Source organism: Actinoplanes sp. NPDC049316 (genome assembly GCF_040677315.1).
In the GTDB taxonomy this organism is placed as follows: Bacteria; Actinomycetota; Actinomycetes; order Mycobacteriales; family Micromonosporaceae; genus Actinoplanes.
On record NZ_JBFAQM010000042.1, the window covers coordinates 1 to 13,826 of the forward strand.

Below are 13,826 nucleotides of genomic sequence, written 5' to 3' on the forward strand. Positions count from 1 at the left end.
CGGCGATCCTGTTCAGCGGGAACTGGATGTTGCACGAGATGGTGACGTACACGCAGCAGTTGTTCGAGAAGATCCCGACCTTGCTCGGCTGAGCTCTCCGTCAAAGCTTGAAAGCCGCCCCTCGCGCAATGCGCGAGGGGCGGCTTCTTCTGGTCGAGCTATCGCTTGGCGGCTGCGGCCGTGTCGAGGAGCCAGAGCGTACGCCGGGTGCCGCGCGCCCGGGCTGCGGGCAGCTCCGTGTCCCCGCCGAGCGCCGCGCCCACCGATCCGGCCTTGTCCGGGCCCGCCGCGACCAGCCACACCTCTTCCGCCGACTGGATGGCGCTCATCGTCAGCGAGATGCGGGTGGGCGGCGGCTTCGGGCTGTCGTGCACCGCGGTGGCCGTGCCGGTGGCGGTCGCGTCGGGGTGGCCCGGGAACAGCGACGCCACATGGCCGTCCTCGCCGACGCCCAGCATGAGCACGTCGAAGTACGGCAACCCGGCCTCGACCTCCGCCTCGGGGCCGTCGACGACCGGGGCGCCGCCCGCAGCCGAGGTGGCAGCGGTGTGAGCGGGGGAGGTGCCGGTGGCCGCGTTGGCGAGGTCACGGGCGTACCGGGAGGCGGCCGCCCCGGCGTCGTCGCCGTCGGGGCCGTCGGAGGCGGGCATCGCGTGGACGCGGGCCGGGTCGAGCGGCAGGGCATCGAGCAGGGCCTCGCGGGCCTGGGTCTCGTTGCGGTCCGGGTCGCCGGACGGCAGGAAGCGCTCGTCGCCCCACCACAGGTCGACGCGGGACCAGTCGACGGCGCCGGAGGCCGGCAGCTCCTTGACGGCGCGCAGCACCTTGGCGGCCACCCGGCCCCCGGTCAGCACCACGTCGGCGCGCCCCCGGGTGGCCTGCGCGTCGATGATCTTGACGACCAGGCGGGCCGCCACGGCCGACGCCAGGATGTCGGCGTCGGGAACCACCACCACAACGGTCTCGCTCATCGAACCCCTCGTCCCTTCGGCGTCGCTTCCACAGCTCGGGGCCGCCCCGCGCTCGGCGGAACGGCCCCGTTGATCTTAGAGAGACCTTGCCCCGGCCGGCACAACCGCCATCCGCCGCCGCGGAGCCGGCCCGGCCCCGGGGGCGACGGCCGGGCGGGCCGGGACCAGCGCTGCAAGCCGGGACCAGCGTCGGGAGCCGACGCGGCGGGCCGGCGGCGCGGACCGGTCAGGCGGCCGAGCCGCCCGGTCCCGCCATCGCGCCGGACTCGTCGCCCGCGCGGGCCGCCTGCGCCGGGTCCTTCCAGACGTGTACGCGCATCGGCGGCCGGCTGTCCAGGTCGGGTACACCCGCCATCGCGCCGAGCGCCTCGCCGTAGATCTGGTCCGGGTCGAGCCGGCGCAGCTCCTCGGCCAGCTCGTCGCCGACCGGGCGCTTGGGCAGCGGCATGTAGCGCGGCTCCTGGCCGGTACGGCTGAACAGCGCCGTACCCTCCTCGCGGGTGACCGTCACGCAGTCGCCGTTGGCGCACTCGAGCTGCACCGAGTGCATGCGCGGCGCCCGGTCGGTGTGCTCCCACACCGGCTCGATGTGCAGGCGGGACTTGAGCCAGCCGCACATCAGCGCCGCGGTCGGGTCGTTCGGGGGCGCCACCACGGTCGCGCCGGTGACGCGTTCCTCGGTGGTGTCGAACGCGCCGGCCACCAGCGTGCGCCACAGCGTGATGCGGGTCCAGGTGAGGTCGGTGTCGCCGGGCGCGTAGTCGGCGGCGCGCTGCTTGAGAGCCGCCACGGGGTCGTCGGCGAGCTTGCTGTCGGTGATGCGCCGGTCCGCCACGACGCCGAGGAAGTCGTTCGCGATGACCTCCGGCGGCGAGCCGTGCCACCACGTGACCACCGGGACGTCCGGGGCCAGCAGCGGCATGACGACCGATTCGGCGTGCAGCGCCAGGCGGCCGTACATGCGCATCACGACGGCCTCGGCCGGCCCGAGCCGGCCGCCCACGACGATCTCCGCGTCGAGGCGGCTGCGGCCCTCCAGGTCGGAGCGGACCACGATGAGCAACCGGCACGGGTGCGCGGCGGCGGCGATGGTCGCCGCGGCCTCGGCCTCGCGGACCTTCTTCTCCTCCACCACGGCGACCAGCGTCAGGGCCAGGCCGGAGGCCACGCCGCCGGCGCTGCGCCGTTCGGCCGCGAGCGCCTTGACGACCTCGTTGCCGGTGGTGTCCCACAAGCCGATCATGCTCGCCTCCCCGCACGGCCCGGGCGGGCCGGCAAACTGTTCGAGGCGCCGACAGAGCGGCCCGGGCGGGCCGGCAGACTGTTCGAAGCGCCGGCGAAGCGGCCCTGCCGGGCCGGACCAACCTCGGCGGCCGTCATGCCCGCCGCCAAGCACGGCCCTCGCGGGCCAGCATCTCGTCCGAGGCGCGCGGGCCCCACTCGCCGGCCCGGTAGGGCTCCGGCTTCGTGCCGACCCAGGCCTCCTCGAGCGGGTCGATGACGCGCCAGCTCTGCTCCACCTCGGCCGCGTCCGGGAAGAGCGTACGGTCGCCGACCAGCACGTCGAGCACGAGTCGCTCGTACGCCTCCGGGCTCGACTCGGTGAACGCCTCGCCGTACTGGAAGTCCATCGCGATGTCGCGGACCTCCATCGTGGTGCCGGGCACCTTGGAGCCGAACTTGAGCACCACGCCCTCGTCCGGCTGGACCCGGATGACCAGCTGGTTGTTGCCGAGCATCTCCACGTCGGCCGGGTCGAACGGCAGGTGCGGCGCGCGCTTGAAGAGCACGGCGATCTCGGTCACGCGGCGCGGCATCCGCTTGCCCACGCGGACGAAGAACGGTACGCCCGCCCAGCGGCGGTTCTGGATGCCGAGCCGGACCGCCACGTACGTCTCCGTGGTGGAGTCCTCCGGCACCCCCTTCTCCTCCAGGTAGCCGACCGCCCGCTCACCGGCGACCCAGCCGGGCAGGTACTGGCCGCGTACCGAACCTTCGGTGATGTTCTGGGGCAGGCTGATGGCCTTGAGCACCTTCAGTTTCTCGGCGCGGATCTCGTTGGGGTCGAAGCTCGTCGGCTCCTCCATGCCGACCAGCGCGAGCAGCTGCAGCAGGTGGTTCTGCAGCACGTCGCGCGCGGCGCCGGCGGAGTCGTAGAACGCGGCCCGGGTGCCGATGCCGACGTCCTCGGCCATCGTGATCTGTACGGAGTCGACGTACTTGGAATTCCACACCGGCTCGAACAGGCTGTTGGCGAAGCGCAGGGCCAGGATGTTCTGGACCGTCTCCTTGCCGAGGTAGTGGTCGATGCGGAAGACGTCCTCGGGGGTGAACACCTCGTCGACGAGCTGGTTGAGCGCCATGGCCGTCTTCAGGTCGTTGCCGAACGGCTTCTCGACCACGACCCGGCGCCAGCCGCCGGACTTGGCGTTGTCGGCCATCCCGGTGCGGTTGAGCTGGTTCAGCACGACCGGGAACGCGGCCGGCGGGATCGAGAAGTAGAACGCGGCGTTGCCGGCGATGCCGTTGCGCTCGCGCAGCTCGTCCAGGGTGCTCGCCAGGCTGTCGAACGCGGCGTCGTCGTCGAACGAGCCGGGCACGAACTGGAACTGGCTCGCGAGCCGCTGCCAGACGTCCTCCCGCCACGGGGTCCGGGCGCCCTTCTTCGCCGCCTCGTACGCCAGCGACTCGAAGTCGCCGTCGCCCCAGTCGCGCCGGGCGAACCCCAGGACCACGAAGCCGGGCGGCAGCAGACCCCGGTTGGCGAGGTCGTAGACGGCCGGGATCAATTTCTTTCGGGACAGGTCACCCGTGACACCGAAGATCACCAGAGCGCAGGGCTCCGGGATCCTGGGCAGCCGTCGGTCCTGTGCTGTGCGCAGCGGATTACCCACGTTTGCCATCCTGCCAGCTTTTCATCGTCCCGCAGGGTTACCCGCAAGGGTCAGGCCTGCAACATCCTGGCTGCGCCGAGCAGCTGCCGGAGGCCGCGCTGCCGGTCGGTCAGGTGCAGCCGCAGCAGCGGCCGCCGGTGCTCGGTCAGGGTCCGCCGAGCGGCTGCGGCGCGGCGGGACCGCGAACCGCCCAGGGTGTACGGCCGGCCCGGCACGTCCACGTCCTCGGCGTCGGCGCCCGTGATCTGCAGAAACGAGCCGTTGCGCAGGTCGCCGGCGGGCCCGGCGTCCCAGTCGAAGGTGACCGGACGCCCGGTGGCGGCGGCGAGCAGCGGGCGCAGCGCGGCCACCTCGGCGTCGGTCCCGGGGTCGAGCACTGCCACCACGGACAGATGATCATGGACGTCCGAGCCGAACTCACGCAGGACGGTGGACAGGTCGGCGCGGCCTCGAGTGGTGAAGATCTCCACGGCACCGTCGGCCCAGGACGGTGTCTCGTCCGCTCCGTCGCCGGCGTCCGCAGGGGATACGACCGGTTGCGCGCCGCGCAGCCGCCCGGCGATCGCGGCGGCCCAGCGCCACGCCGTGAACTGCGCGCCCAGCGGCCCGGTGACGGCCACGCCGGGTCGGGTGCCCCCGCCCGGGACGGATCCCGCGCGCAGGCTGCCGCCGTACGAGATGGTCAGCACGTCGTCGCCGTGCACACCGGGGCTGTCCGGCGCCTCGGCCACGACGGGTACCAGCCCGGCACCGGCGAGCAGGGGAGCGGCCCATTCGCCCAGGCCCTCCAGGCCCGAGCCGTCGGCGACCAGCGCCACCGCGTCGGCGCCCGCCAGGGCGAGGCCCAGCGCCAGAGCGGGATTGTCGTGGTCGGCGCGCAGGGAGGGCGCGAACGCAGCGGCCTGGCCGGTCAGCTCGTCCGCGTCGATCCCGGCGAGGGTGGCGGCGACGAGAGTCTCCTGGCCGGGAGCCTCCAGCAGCGCCTCGGGACCGCTCAGCGAAAGCAGATGGCGGGCCGCCTCCGCCTCGGTCAGCCCCAGGTCGAGATAGGCCCGCAGCAGCACCCGGCGCAGATCACCGGCGTCCTCGGCGAACACCGTCACGCTGCGGGACATCAGGCCGCGATCCCGGGTCAGCGCGAGCACCTGCCGCGGGTCCGGGTCGTCGAGCACGGTCAGCCGGCGGCCGAGCGTACGGGCGATCGCCCGTGCCGCGCGCCCCGGGCCGGCCAGCACGACGTGATCGAGGTCGCCCAGCTCCTCGTGCAGCTCGGCGAGCTGAGGCAGCAGCCCGGGGTCGAGCGCGAGCGGGTCCGGGCCGGCGTCGAGGCCGGCCAGACGCGCGTCGACCCGCCCGCGGCGGGAGGCGGTCGCCGGGGCGCCGAAAACGGCGAGTCCGGCGGCCGCCTCCACGGCCGTGAGCGGGTCGATCGTCACTCGTTACCCTCGGGCGGCGTCGCTCGGGTTGCCCGAGCCCTGCGCGGCCGCGTCGAGGCTCTTCTTCACGTCCTCGAGCAGCTCGGCCCAGCTGGCCTCGAAGTTCTCGACGCCCTCGTCCTCCAGGACGCGGAACACGTCGTCGAGGTCGACGCCGGCCGCGGCCACGTCGTCCATCACCTTCTGGGCGTCCGCGTACGAGCCGGTCACGGTGTCGCCGCGGGTGTCGCCGTGGTCCTCGTACGCCTTGATCACCGCCTCCGGCATGGTGTTGACCGTGCCGGGCGCGATGAGCTCCTCGACGTAGACGGTGTCCTTGTAGTCGGGGTTCTTCGTGCCGGTGGACGCCCACAGCGGCCGCTGCGGGAGGGCACCCGCGTCGGCCAGCGCCTTCCAGCGGTCGGAGCCAAAGACCTCGGCGTACGCCTGGTAGGCCAGCTGCGCGTTGGCGACCGCGGCCTTGCCCCGCAGAGCCTTGGCCTCGTCCGTGCCGATCTTCTCGAGCCGCTTGTCGACCTCGGTGTCCACCCGGGACACGAAGAACGAGGCGACCGAGCCGATCTTGCTGAGGTCGTGGCCGTTCGCCTTGGCCTGCTCCATGCCGTCGAGGAACGCTTGCATAACGGCCTTGTAGCGCTCCAGCGAGAAGATCAGCGTCACGTTCACGCTGATGCCCGCGGCCAGCGTCGCCGTGATCGCCGGCAGGCCGGCCTGCGTCGCCGGGATCTTGATGAAGAGGTTCGGGCGGTCGACGAGCCACCACAGCGTCTTGGCCTCGGACGCGGTCTTCTCGGTCAGGTGTGCGCTGCGCGGGTCCACCTCGATGGACACCCGGCCGTCCACACCGTTCGACGCGTCGTACGCCGGCTTCATGACGTCGCACGCCCAGCGCACGTCGTACGAGGTGAGCAGCCGCACCGCCTCCTCGACGGTGACACCCTGCGCGGCCAGGTCCTTGAGCTGGTCGTCGTACGCGTCGGCGTCGGCGAGCGCCTTGGCGAAGATCGTCGGGTTCGTGGTCACGCCCACCACGTGCTGCTCGCGGCGCATCTTGTCCAGCGAGCCGCTCTGCAGCCGTACGCGGGAGAGATCGTCGAGCCATACCGCCACGCCTGTGGCGGACAGCTCCTTCAGCCTGTCGGTCATCGCAACTCCTTCATTCTCGAGCTCGCCTTGCGGCGGAGCCGCCTGGTCAGCTCAGTTGCCGGTCGTGTGACCGGTGATTTCGCCGACCTTGGCGAGGGCGGCGTTGGCCTTGGCCACCACGTTGTCCGCGGTGAAGCCGAACTGCTCGAACAGGATCTTCGCGGGGGCGCTGGCGCCGTAGTGCTCGATGCTGACGGCCTCACCGGCGTCGCCGATCAGGCGGTCCCAGCTCATCCGGACGCCGGCCTCGACCGAGACGCGGGCCTTGACGCCGCGCGGCAGGACCTTCTGCTGGTACGCGGTGTCCTGCTCGAAGAACCACTCCTGGCAGGGCATCGACACGACCCGGGTCGGGGTGCCCTCGGCCTCGAGGCGCTCCTGCGCGGCGAGGCAGATGGACACCTCGGAGCCGGTGCCGATGAGGATGACCTTGGGCTCGCCGTTCGACGCCTCGGAGAGGATGTAGCCGCCCTTGAGGACGCCCTCGGCCGACGCGTACTTGCTGCGGTCGATGGTGGGCAGGTTCTGCCGGGACAGCGCGAGGGCGGTCGGCCGGTCGGTGTGCTCGAGCGCACCGCGCCACGCCCACGCCGTCTCGTTGGCGTCGGCCGGGCGGACCACATCGAGGCCGACGATGGCGCGCAGGGCGGTCAGCGTCTCGATCGGCTGGTGCGTCGGCCCGTCCTCGCCCAGGCCGATCGAGTCGTGCGTCCACACGTACGTGACCGGGAGCTTCATCAGCGCGGAGAGCCGCACGGCGCCGCGCATGTAGTCGCTGAACACCAGGAACGTGCCGCCGTACGGGCGGGTGAGCCCGTTCGCCGCGATGCCGTTGAGGATCGAGCCCATGCCGTGCTCACGGATGCCGAAGTGCAGCGTACGGCCGTACTCGTGGCCCGGGAACGCCTTGGTGGCGTACTCGGCCGGGATGAACGAGGGCTCGCCCTTCATGGTGGTGTTGTTGCTCTCGGCGAGGTCGGCCGAGCCGCCCCACAGCTCCGGCAGCACCGGCGCGAGCGCGTCGAGCACCTTGCCGGACGCGGCCCGGGTGGCGAGGCCCTTCTCGTCGGCGGGGAACTCCGGCAGCGCGGAGGTCCAGCCCTCGGGCAGCGTACGGGTCGACAGCCGGTCGAAGAGCTTCCGGCCTTCCTCGTTACCGGCCGCCCAGGCCTCGAACGCCTTGTCCCACTCGGCGTGCAGCTCGCGGCCGCGGGCGGCGGTCTGCCGGGTGTGCTCGATGACCTCGGCGGCGACGTCGAACGACCGGTTCGGGTCGAAACCGAGGATCTCCTTGGTGGCCTTGACCTCGTCGGCGCCCAGGGCCGAGCCGTGGATCTTGCCGGTGTTCTGCTTGTTGGGCGCGGGCCAGCCGATGATGGTGCGCAGCACGATGAACGACGGCTTGTCGGTGACCGCCTTGGCCTCCTGGATCGCCGCCCAGAGCGCCTCGACGTCCTCGTGGTAGTCGCCCTTCTCCGGGTCGCCCTGGCGCCAGTCGACGGTCTGCACGTGCCAGCCGTACGCCGCGTACCGCGCGCCGACGTCCTCGTTCTTGGCGATGCGGGTGTCGTCCTCGATGGAGATCTCGTTGTCGTCGTAGATCACCGTGAGGTTGCCGAGCTTCTGCACCGCCGCGACGGCGCTGGACTCGTGGCTGACGCCCTCCTCGATGTCACCGTCGGAGCAGAGCGCGTACACGTGATGGTCGAAGATCGAGGCGCCGTCGGCGGCGTCCGGGTCGAGCAGGCCGCGCTCGCGGCGGGCCGCCATCGCCATGCCGACCGCGTTGCCGATGCCCTGGCCCAGCGGGCCGGTCGTGACCTCGACGCCGGGGGTGTGCCCGTACTCGGGGTGACCCGGAGTGAGCGAGCCCCACTGCCGCAGCGCAGCCAGGTCGTCAAGCTCCAGGCCGAAGCCGGCGAGGTACAGCTGGATGTACAGGGTGAGGCTGGAGTGGCCGCACGAGAGCACGAAGCGGTCCCGGCCCGCCCACAGCGGGTCCGTCGGGTCGTGCCGCATCACCTTGTTGAACAGCAGGTAGGCGGCTGGCGCCAGGCTCATGGCGGTGCCGGGGTGGCCGTTGCCGGCCTTCTCGACGGCGTCCATGGCCAGTACCCGGACCGTGTCGACCGCGCGGCGGTCGAGGTCGGACCAATTGAGATCGTCTTTGGCAGCCACGTCGAATGTGCTCCTCGAGCATGATGTGTGAACCCTTTTGTGGTTGACCCTATCCAGTCCCCGTAAACCCCCGCCCTGGGAACGCCGCAGGCCCATACGCTGAGAGCGGACAGGCAGGGGTGCCGGTTGTGACGCTGTGCACCCGCGACGGGTCGACCGAGCACGGCCCCGGGCTGCGCGTAGGCTGTCCGAACGTGCCCGCCGGTCCGCACCCGGCAACGGCTCTGTATTACGCCCGCGCCGATGCCGGAAGGTGGCTGTCCGTGAGCATGATCACCGAGCGTCCCGTTCAGGGGCGGTCGCCGGGCCTCCGGGAGGCGGCTCCGCGGACGGGAACCGACACCGGGACCCGCCGCGACGTCCGCGCCGTGCTGAGGGCGTACGTGTCGCTCACCAAGCCGCAGATCGTCGAGCTCCTGCTGGTCACCACCATCCCGGCGATGATGTTCGCCGCCGGTGGCTGGCCCGACCTGGGTCTCATGGCGGTCGTGCTGGTCGGCGGCTCGCTGGCCGCAGGCGCGGCGAGCGCGCTGAACTGCTACATCGACCGCGACATCGACCAGCTCATGCGTCGCACCAAGCGCCGTCCGCTGGCGACTCACAGCCTCACGCCGCGCTCGGTGCTCGTCTTCGGGCTGAGCCTCGCGGCCGTGTCACTGGTGCTGATGGCGGCCTTCACCAACTGGCTGGCGACCGCGCTCACCGCGGCGGCGATCGTCTACTACGACGTCGTCTACACGTTGTGGCTCAAGCGGCGCACCCCGCAGAACACGTTCTGGGGCGGCATCTGCGGGGCGGCGCCGGTGCTCATCGCCTGGGCCGCGGTCACGGGGACCGTGGGCGCGATCGGATGGGCGCTTTTTGCGGTTGTGTTCTTTTGGCAGATGCCGCACTTCTATCCACTCGCCATCAAATACAAGGACGACTACGCCCGCGCCGGCATTCCGATGCTGCCCGTCGTCCGCTCGGCCCGCCGGGTCGACACCGAGATCCTGCTCTTCACCGTGCTCACGGTCGCGTCCTCGCTGGCCGCGTGGCCGCTGGGCATGGGGCCGATCTACGGCGTCACGGCGGTCGTCTCGGGGGCGCTGTTCCTCGCGGAGGCCGTCCGCATGGTCAGCCGCTCGCGCCGCGGGGAGCCACGCAAGGCGATGCGCCTGTTCCACTGGTCGATCACGTACCTGACGATCCTCTTCATCGCCGTAGCGGTCGACGCCCTCATCTGATCCGATGCGGTCGGTGACGCCCGGAGAACTCCTTATCCGAGATGTCTGTTTCGCCCGCTCTATCGGTGACTCTCGGTCACTCATTCGATGGACAGCGTAGCCGCGGATAATTCGGACAATATCGGGCGATACCAATAGCCCTGACGGCTAAACCCGCAGGTAATTGGCATCACAAAACCCACCTGTCATGACTTGCCCGCGGGGAAAGTCTGCCTAGGCTGCGACTCATGGCAGAAGGTTCCGATACGACACTGACCGCTGGGATCAAGTCCTTCGCCGTCGGCCACGGCGGCGCGAAGGCGGTCATCGAGTACGTCGGTAAGCGTGGCGCACGCATCGTCCTGGTGGGCGAGGACGGCGAGTGGACCGACCAGTTCGCCGCGGGCGGCACGGACGTGGCGCGCAAGGCCTGCGAGACAGCGGGCGTGCAGGTGGAGAACGAGTGGGAGCGCGAGCTCATGGAGCAGATGCGCCCCAGCAACGACCTCTGGCGGTCGATGTCGCGCCGCAGCATGGCGCGGTAGGCACATACAGACCTTTGTCGGCGCGGCCCGGAGCTTCCTCCGGGCCGCTTTCGCATGCGGCGGCCGCAACAGCAAGATCAAGAGCTTGATGTCGTAGCTCGGTGGGTGGTGCTGACCGCAACTCCCGTCGAGGCCGGGGCCGGGGCCCAGCATGCGCCGGCCCTGGCCCCTTCATTCTGCGTGAGTGGAAGAACCCCGGGCGTCAGGCGACCGGGGCGGGGGATTGCGGTACGGGCTCGGCGGCCGCGTCCGCCGACGGCGCCGGGCCGGCGGAGACCGGGGCCGGGCGGTCGCGCAGGCGCCACAGGACGTTCAGGGTCGCCACCCAGACCAGGCAGGCGCCGAGCATGTGGGCACCGACCAGCAGCACCGGCAGGTGCGTGAAGTACTGGACGAAGCCGATCAGCCCCTGAGCCAGCTCGACCGCCACGAACACGGCGGCCGCCCGTACCGCCGCGGGGGGCGCGTTCACCGCGCGCAGGGCGAACCAGAGGGCCACCGAGAGGCCGATCAGCAAGAAGACGAGGTCCGCGTGGGCCTGCGAGATCTCGGCGGGGTCCAATCCTGTGCGCTTGGCGTCCTCGTCGCCGGCGTGCGGGCCGCTGCCGGTCACGATCACGCCGACCACGATCACGGCGGCGCTGACCACCGTCATGAGCGCGGCGAGGTGACGCAGCGGCCCGGCGACCAGCGGGCGGGTGGGCGCGTCGCCCTCCTTGGTCCGCTGCCAGAGCGCGTACGTGACGGCGATGAGCGCCATCGAGAGCAGGAAGTGCAGCCCCACCACCCACGGGTTGAGGTCCGTCAGCACCGTGATGCCGCCGATCACGCCCTGGCCCGGGATGCCGAGCCCGGCGGCCAGCGACAGCAGGATCAGTGACCGGCGGCGCGGCTTGTGCAGCAGGGCCGCCACGAAGGTCGCGAGCGCGATCAGGCCGAGCGCGATGCCGAGCAGCCGGTTGCCGAACTCGATGACGCCGTGGACGCCCATCTCCTGGGTGGTCGTGTACGACTGGTCGGTGCACCGCGGCCACGTCGGGCACCCCAGGCCGGAGCCGGTCAGGCGGACCGCCGCGCCGGTCACGACCAGGGCGATGTTGGCGATCAGCGAGGCGAGGGCCAGATGCCGGACCAGGGTGGGCTTGCTCACCTCGGTCATCGTACGCCCGAAATCGATCTTGGATCCGGACCCCTCCACGCGGTGGTGTCCTGGATCACCGGGGGGCCGGTTTGCAGGGTCGAAACGAAATACGTAACGTTGGCGTAGTGAAAAACGAGGTGCTGACGCGGAGCAGCCAGGTGGCCGGTGCGGCCGCCGGGTCGCGCGCCGCCACCTCGGCCTCCGACGGGCGCACCCGCGACCGCGTCGCCCAGCTCCTGCTCGAGCGGGGCGCCGCCACCGCCGCGGAGCTCGGCGCCCAGCTCGGGCTCAGCCCCGCGGCGATCCGCAAGCACCTGGACGCGATGCTCGCCGACCGGCTCGTCGAGGTCCGCGAGACCCCGCGGCGCGGCCCGCGCGGCCGCGGCCGGCCCGCCAAGGCGTTCGTGCTCACCGCCGCCGCCCGCGAGAGCTTCCCGCACTTCTACGACGGCATCGCCACCGCGGCCCTGCGCTGGATCGCCGAGCACGGCGGCCCGCAGGCCGTCGACGCGTTCGCCACCGCCCAGGTCTCGGCGCTCGAGGAGCGCTGCCACGCCGCTCTGCTCGAGGCCGGCGACGATCCGGTGGCCCGGGCGGAGGCGCTCGCCGAGGCCCTGACCGCCGAGGGCTACGCTGCCAACGCGACCACGATCGCGTCCGGCGGGCAGCTGTGCCAGCACCACTGCCCGGTGGCCCACGTGGCCGCCGAGTTCCCCCAGCTGTGCGACGCCGAGACCGCGGTCATCTCGCGGCTCGTCGGCACCCACGTGCAGCGCCTCGCCACCATCGCGCACGGCGACGGGGTGTGCACCACGCACATCCCCGCCCCGCAGTGCGTCCCCTCACCGCAGATGCCGACCACGGTTAGGAACGGATAATGACCGACCAGATCGTCACTCAGGAAGAGCACCTGGCCGCTCTTGGCAAGTACGAGTACGGCTGGGCCGACGCCGACGTCGCGGGCGCCGCCGCCCAGCGCGGTCTGTCCGAGGCCGTGGTGCGTGACATCTCCGCGAAGAAGAACGAGCCGCAGTGGATGCTCGACCTGCGTCTCAAGGGCCTGCGCCTGTTCGACCGCAAGCCCATGCCGAACTGGGGCGCCGACCTCACCGGCATCGACTTCCAGAACATCAAGTACTTCGTGCGCTCCACCGAGAAGCAGGCCGCCAGCTGGGAGGACCTGCCCGAGGACATCAAGGCGACGTACGACCGGCTGGGCATCCCCGAGGCGGAGAAGCAGCGCCTCGTCGCCGGCGTCGCGGCGCAGTACGAGTCCGAGGTCGTGTACCACAAGATCCGTGAGGACCTCGAGGAGCAGGGCGTCGTCTTCCTCGACACCGACACGGCCCTCAAGGAGCACGAGGACATCTTCAAGGAGTACTTCGGCACGGTGATCCCGGTCGGCGACAACAAGTTCGCCGCGCTGAACACCTCCGTGTGGTCCGGCGGCTCGTTCATCTACGTGCCGAAGGGCGTGCACGTGGAGATCCCGCTGCAGGCGTACTTCCGGATCAACACCGAGAACATGGGCCAGTTCGAGCGGACCCTGATCATCGTCGACGAGGGCGCGTACGTGCACTACGTCGAGGGCTGCACCGCGCCGATCTACTCGTCCGACTCGCTGCACAGTGCGGTCGTCGAGATCATCGTCAAGAAGAACGCCCGCTGCCGGTACACGACCATCCAGAACTGGTCGAACAACGTCTACAACCTGGTCACCAAGCGCGCCACCTGCGAGGAGGGCGCGACCATGGAGTGGATCGACGGCAACATCGGCTCCAAGGTGACGATGAAGTACCCGGCCGTCTACATGACCGGCCCGCACGCCAAGGGCGAGGTTCTGAGCGTCGCGATGGCCGGCGAGGGCCAGCACCAGGACGCCGGCGCGAAGATGGTGCACGCGGCGCCGTACACGTCCAGCACGATCGTCAGCAAGTCCATCGCGCGCGGTGGCGGCCGGACCTCGTACCGCGGCCTCGTGCAGGTGCTCGACGGCTCGCACCACAGCGCCAGCACGGTCAAGTGCGACGCGCTGCTGGTCGACACGATCTCGCGCTCGGACACGTACCCGTACGTCGACATCCGCGAGGACGACGTCAACATGGGCCACGAGGCGACCGTCTCCAAGGTCAGCGAGGACCAGCTCTTCTACCTGATGAGCCGGGGCCTGACCGAGGACGAGGCGATGGCGATGATCGTGCGCGGCTTCATCGAGCCGATCGCCAAGGAGCTCCCGATGGAGTACGCCCTCGAGCTGAACCGCCTCATCGAACTCCAGATGGAAGGGGCCGTCGGCTGACCGCCGGCGCC

General features: G+C 71.2%; 11 protein-coding genes. 4 read left to right on the plus strand and 7 right to left on the minus strand.

Going from position 1 to position 13,826, the window contains the following annotated elements; translation table 11 throughout:
• Positions 1 to 158: 158 nt before the first annotated feature.
• The 6 genes from AB0K03_RS37790 to tkt form a co-directional block, all read right to left on the minus strand.
• Complete coding sequence (locus AB0K03_RS37790) at positions 159 to 971, minus strand: 6-phosphogluconolactonase (RefSeq protein ID WP_364695839.1); 813 nt, start codon at positions 969 to 971, stop codon at positions 159 to 161.
• Between the two features lie 226 nt (positions 972 to 1,197).
• Positions 1,198 to 2,214 (minus strand): glucose-6-phosphate dehydrogenase assembly protein OpcA, encoded by a 1,017-nt coding sequence (locus AB0K03_RS37795; protein WP_364695842.1) that lies wholly within the window; start codon positions 2,212 to 2,214, stop codon positions 1,198 to 1,200.
• Between the two features lie 133 nt (positions 2,215 to 2,347).
• Entirely contained in the window at positions 2,348 to 3,865 is a 1,518-nt protein-coding gene (gene zwf / locus AB0K03_RS37800; protein WP_364695977.1) for a glucose-6-phosphate dehydrogenase, read from the minus strand.
• A gap of 50 nt (positions 3,866 to 3,915) precedes the next feature.
• Positions 3,916 to 5,301: a glucose-6-phosphate isomerase gene (locus AB0K03_RS37805; RefSeq protein ID WP_364695844.1), complete on the minus strand. Its 1,386-nt coding sequence runs from the start codon at positions 5,299 to 5,301 to the stop codon at positions 3,916 to 3,918.
• A gap of 3 nt (positions 5,302 to 5,304) precedes the next feature.
• Positions 5,305 to 6,447: a transaldolase gene (tal, locus tag AB0K03_RS37810; RefSeq protein WP_364695846.1), complete on the minus strand. Its 1,143-nt coding sequence runs from the start codon at positions 6,445 to 6,447 to the stop codon at positions 5,305 to 5,307.
• A gap of 51 nt (positions 6,448 to 6,498) precedes the next feature.
• Positions 6,499 to 8,625 (minus strand): transketolase, encoded by a 2,127-nt coding sequence (gene tkt / locus AB0K03_RS37815; RefSeq protein WP_364695849.1) that lies wholly within the window; start codon positions 8,623 to 8,625, stop codon positions 6,499 to 6,501.
• 269 nt (positions 8,626 to 8,894) lie between these two features.
• Here tkt and AB0K03_RS37820 point away from each other — a divergent pair, with 269 nt between their 5' ends.
• Both AB0K03_RS37820 and AB0K03_RS37825 read left to right on the plus strand, forming a co-directional pair.
• Positions 8,895 to 9,851: a heme o synthase gene (locus AB0K03_RS37820; protein ID WP_364695980.1), complete on the plus strand. Its 957-nt coding sequence runs from the start codon at positions 8,895 to 8,897 to the stop codon at positions 9,849 to 9,851.
• 227 nt (positions 9,852 to 10,078) lie between these two features.
• Entirely contained in the window at positions 10,079 to 10,375 is a 297-nt protein-coding gene (locus tag AB0K03_RS37825; RefSeq protein WP_364695852.1) for a hypothetical protein, read from the plus strand.
• Positions 10,376 to 10,577: 202 nt separating this feature from the next.
• Here AB0K03_RS37825 and AB0K03_RS37830 read toward each other — a convergent pair whose 3' ends face one another.
• A complete protein-coding gene (locus AB0K03_RS37830) occupies positions 10,578 to 11,534 on the minus strand; it encodes a COX15/CtaA family protein (protein ID WP_364695983.1) in 957 nt (318 codons plus the stop codon).
• Positions 11,535 to 11,656: 122 nt separating this feature from the next.
• Between AB0K03_RS37830 and AB0K03_RS37835 the strand changes: the two genes are divergently transcribed.
• A complete protein-coding gene (locus AB0K03_RS37835) occupies positions 11,657 to 12,394 on the plus strand; it encodes an ArsR family transcriptional regulator (RefSeq protein WP_364695986.1) in 738 nt (245 codons plus the stop codon).
• Positions 12,394 to 13,815 (plus strand): Fe-S cluster assembly protein SufB, encoded by a 1,422-nt coding sequence (sufB, locus tag AB0K03_RS37840; protein WP_364695855.1) that lies wholly within the window; start codon positions 12,394 to 12,396, stop codon positions 13,813 to 13,815. Before AB0K03_RS37835 ends, sufB begins: the two co-directional genes overlap by 1 nt.
• Positions 13,816 to 13,826 lie beyond the last annotated feature (11 nt).

Bases quoted from the DNA above. Each gene is read 5' to 3' on its own strand.
- AB0K03_RS37795 (WP_364695842.1), bottom strand. From the start codon at position 2,214: ATGATCGGCTTGTGGGACACCACCGGCAACGAGGTCGTCAAGGCGCTC.
- AB0K03_RS37825 (WP_364695852.1), top strand. From the start codon at position 10,079: ATGGCAGAAGGTTCCGATACGACACTGACCGCTGGGATCAAGTCCTTC.
- sufB (WP_364695855.1), top strand. From the start codon at position 12,394: ATGACCGACCAGATCGTCACTCAGGAAGAGCACCTGGCCGCTCTTGGC.
- AB0K03_RS37820 (WP_364695980.1), top strand. From the start codon at position 8,895: ATGATCACCGAGCGTCCCGTTCAGGGGCGGTCGCCGGGCCTCCGGGAG.
- AB0K03_RS37790 (WP_364695839.1), bottom strand. From the start codon at position 971: ATGAGCGAGACCGTTGTGGTGGTGGTTCCCGACGCCGACATCCTGGCG.
- tal (WP_364695846.1), bottom strand. From the start codon at position 6,447: ATGACCGACAGGCTGAAGGAGCTGTCCGCCACAGGCGTGGCGGTATGG.
- AB0K03_RS37830 (WP_364695983.1), bottom strand. From the start codon at position 11,534: ATGACCGAGGTGAGCAAGCCCACCCTGGTCCGGCATCTGGCCCTCGCC.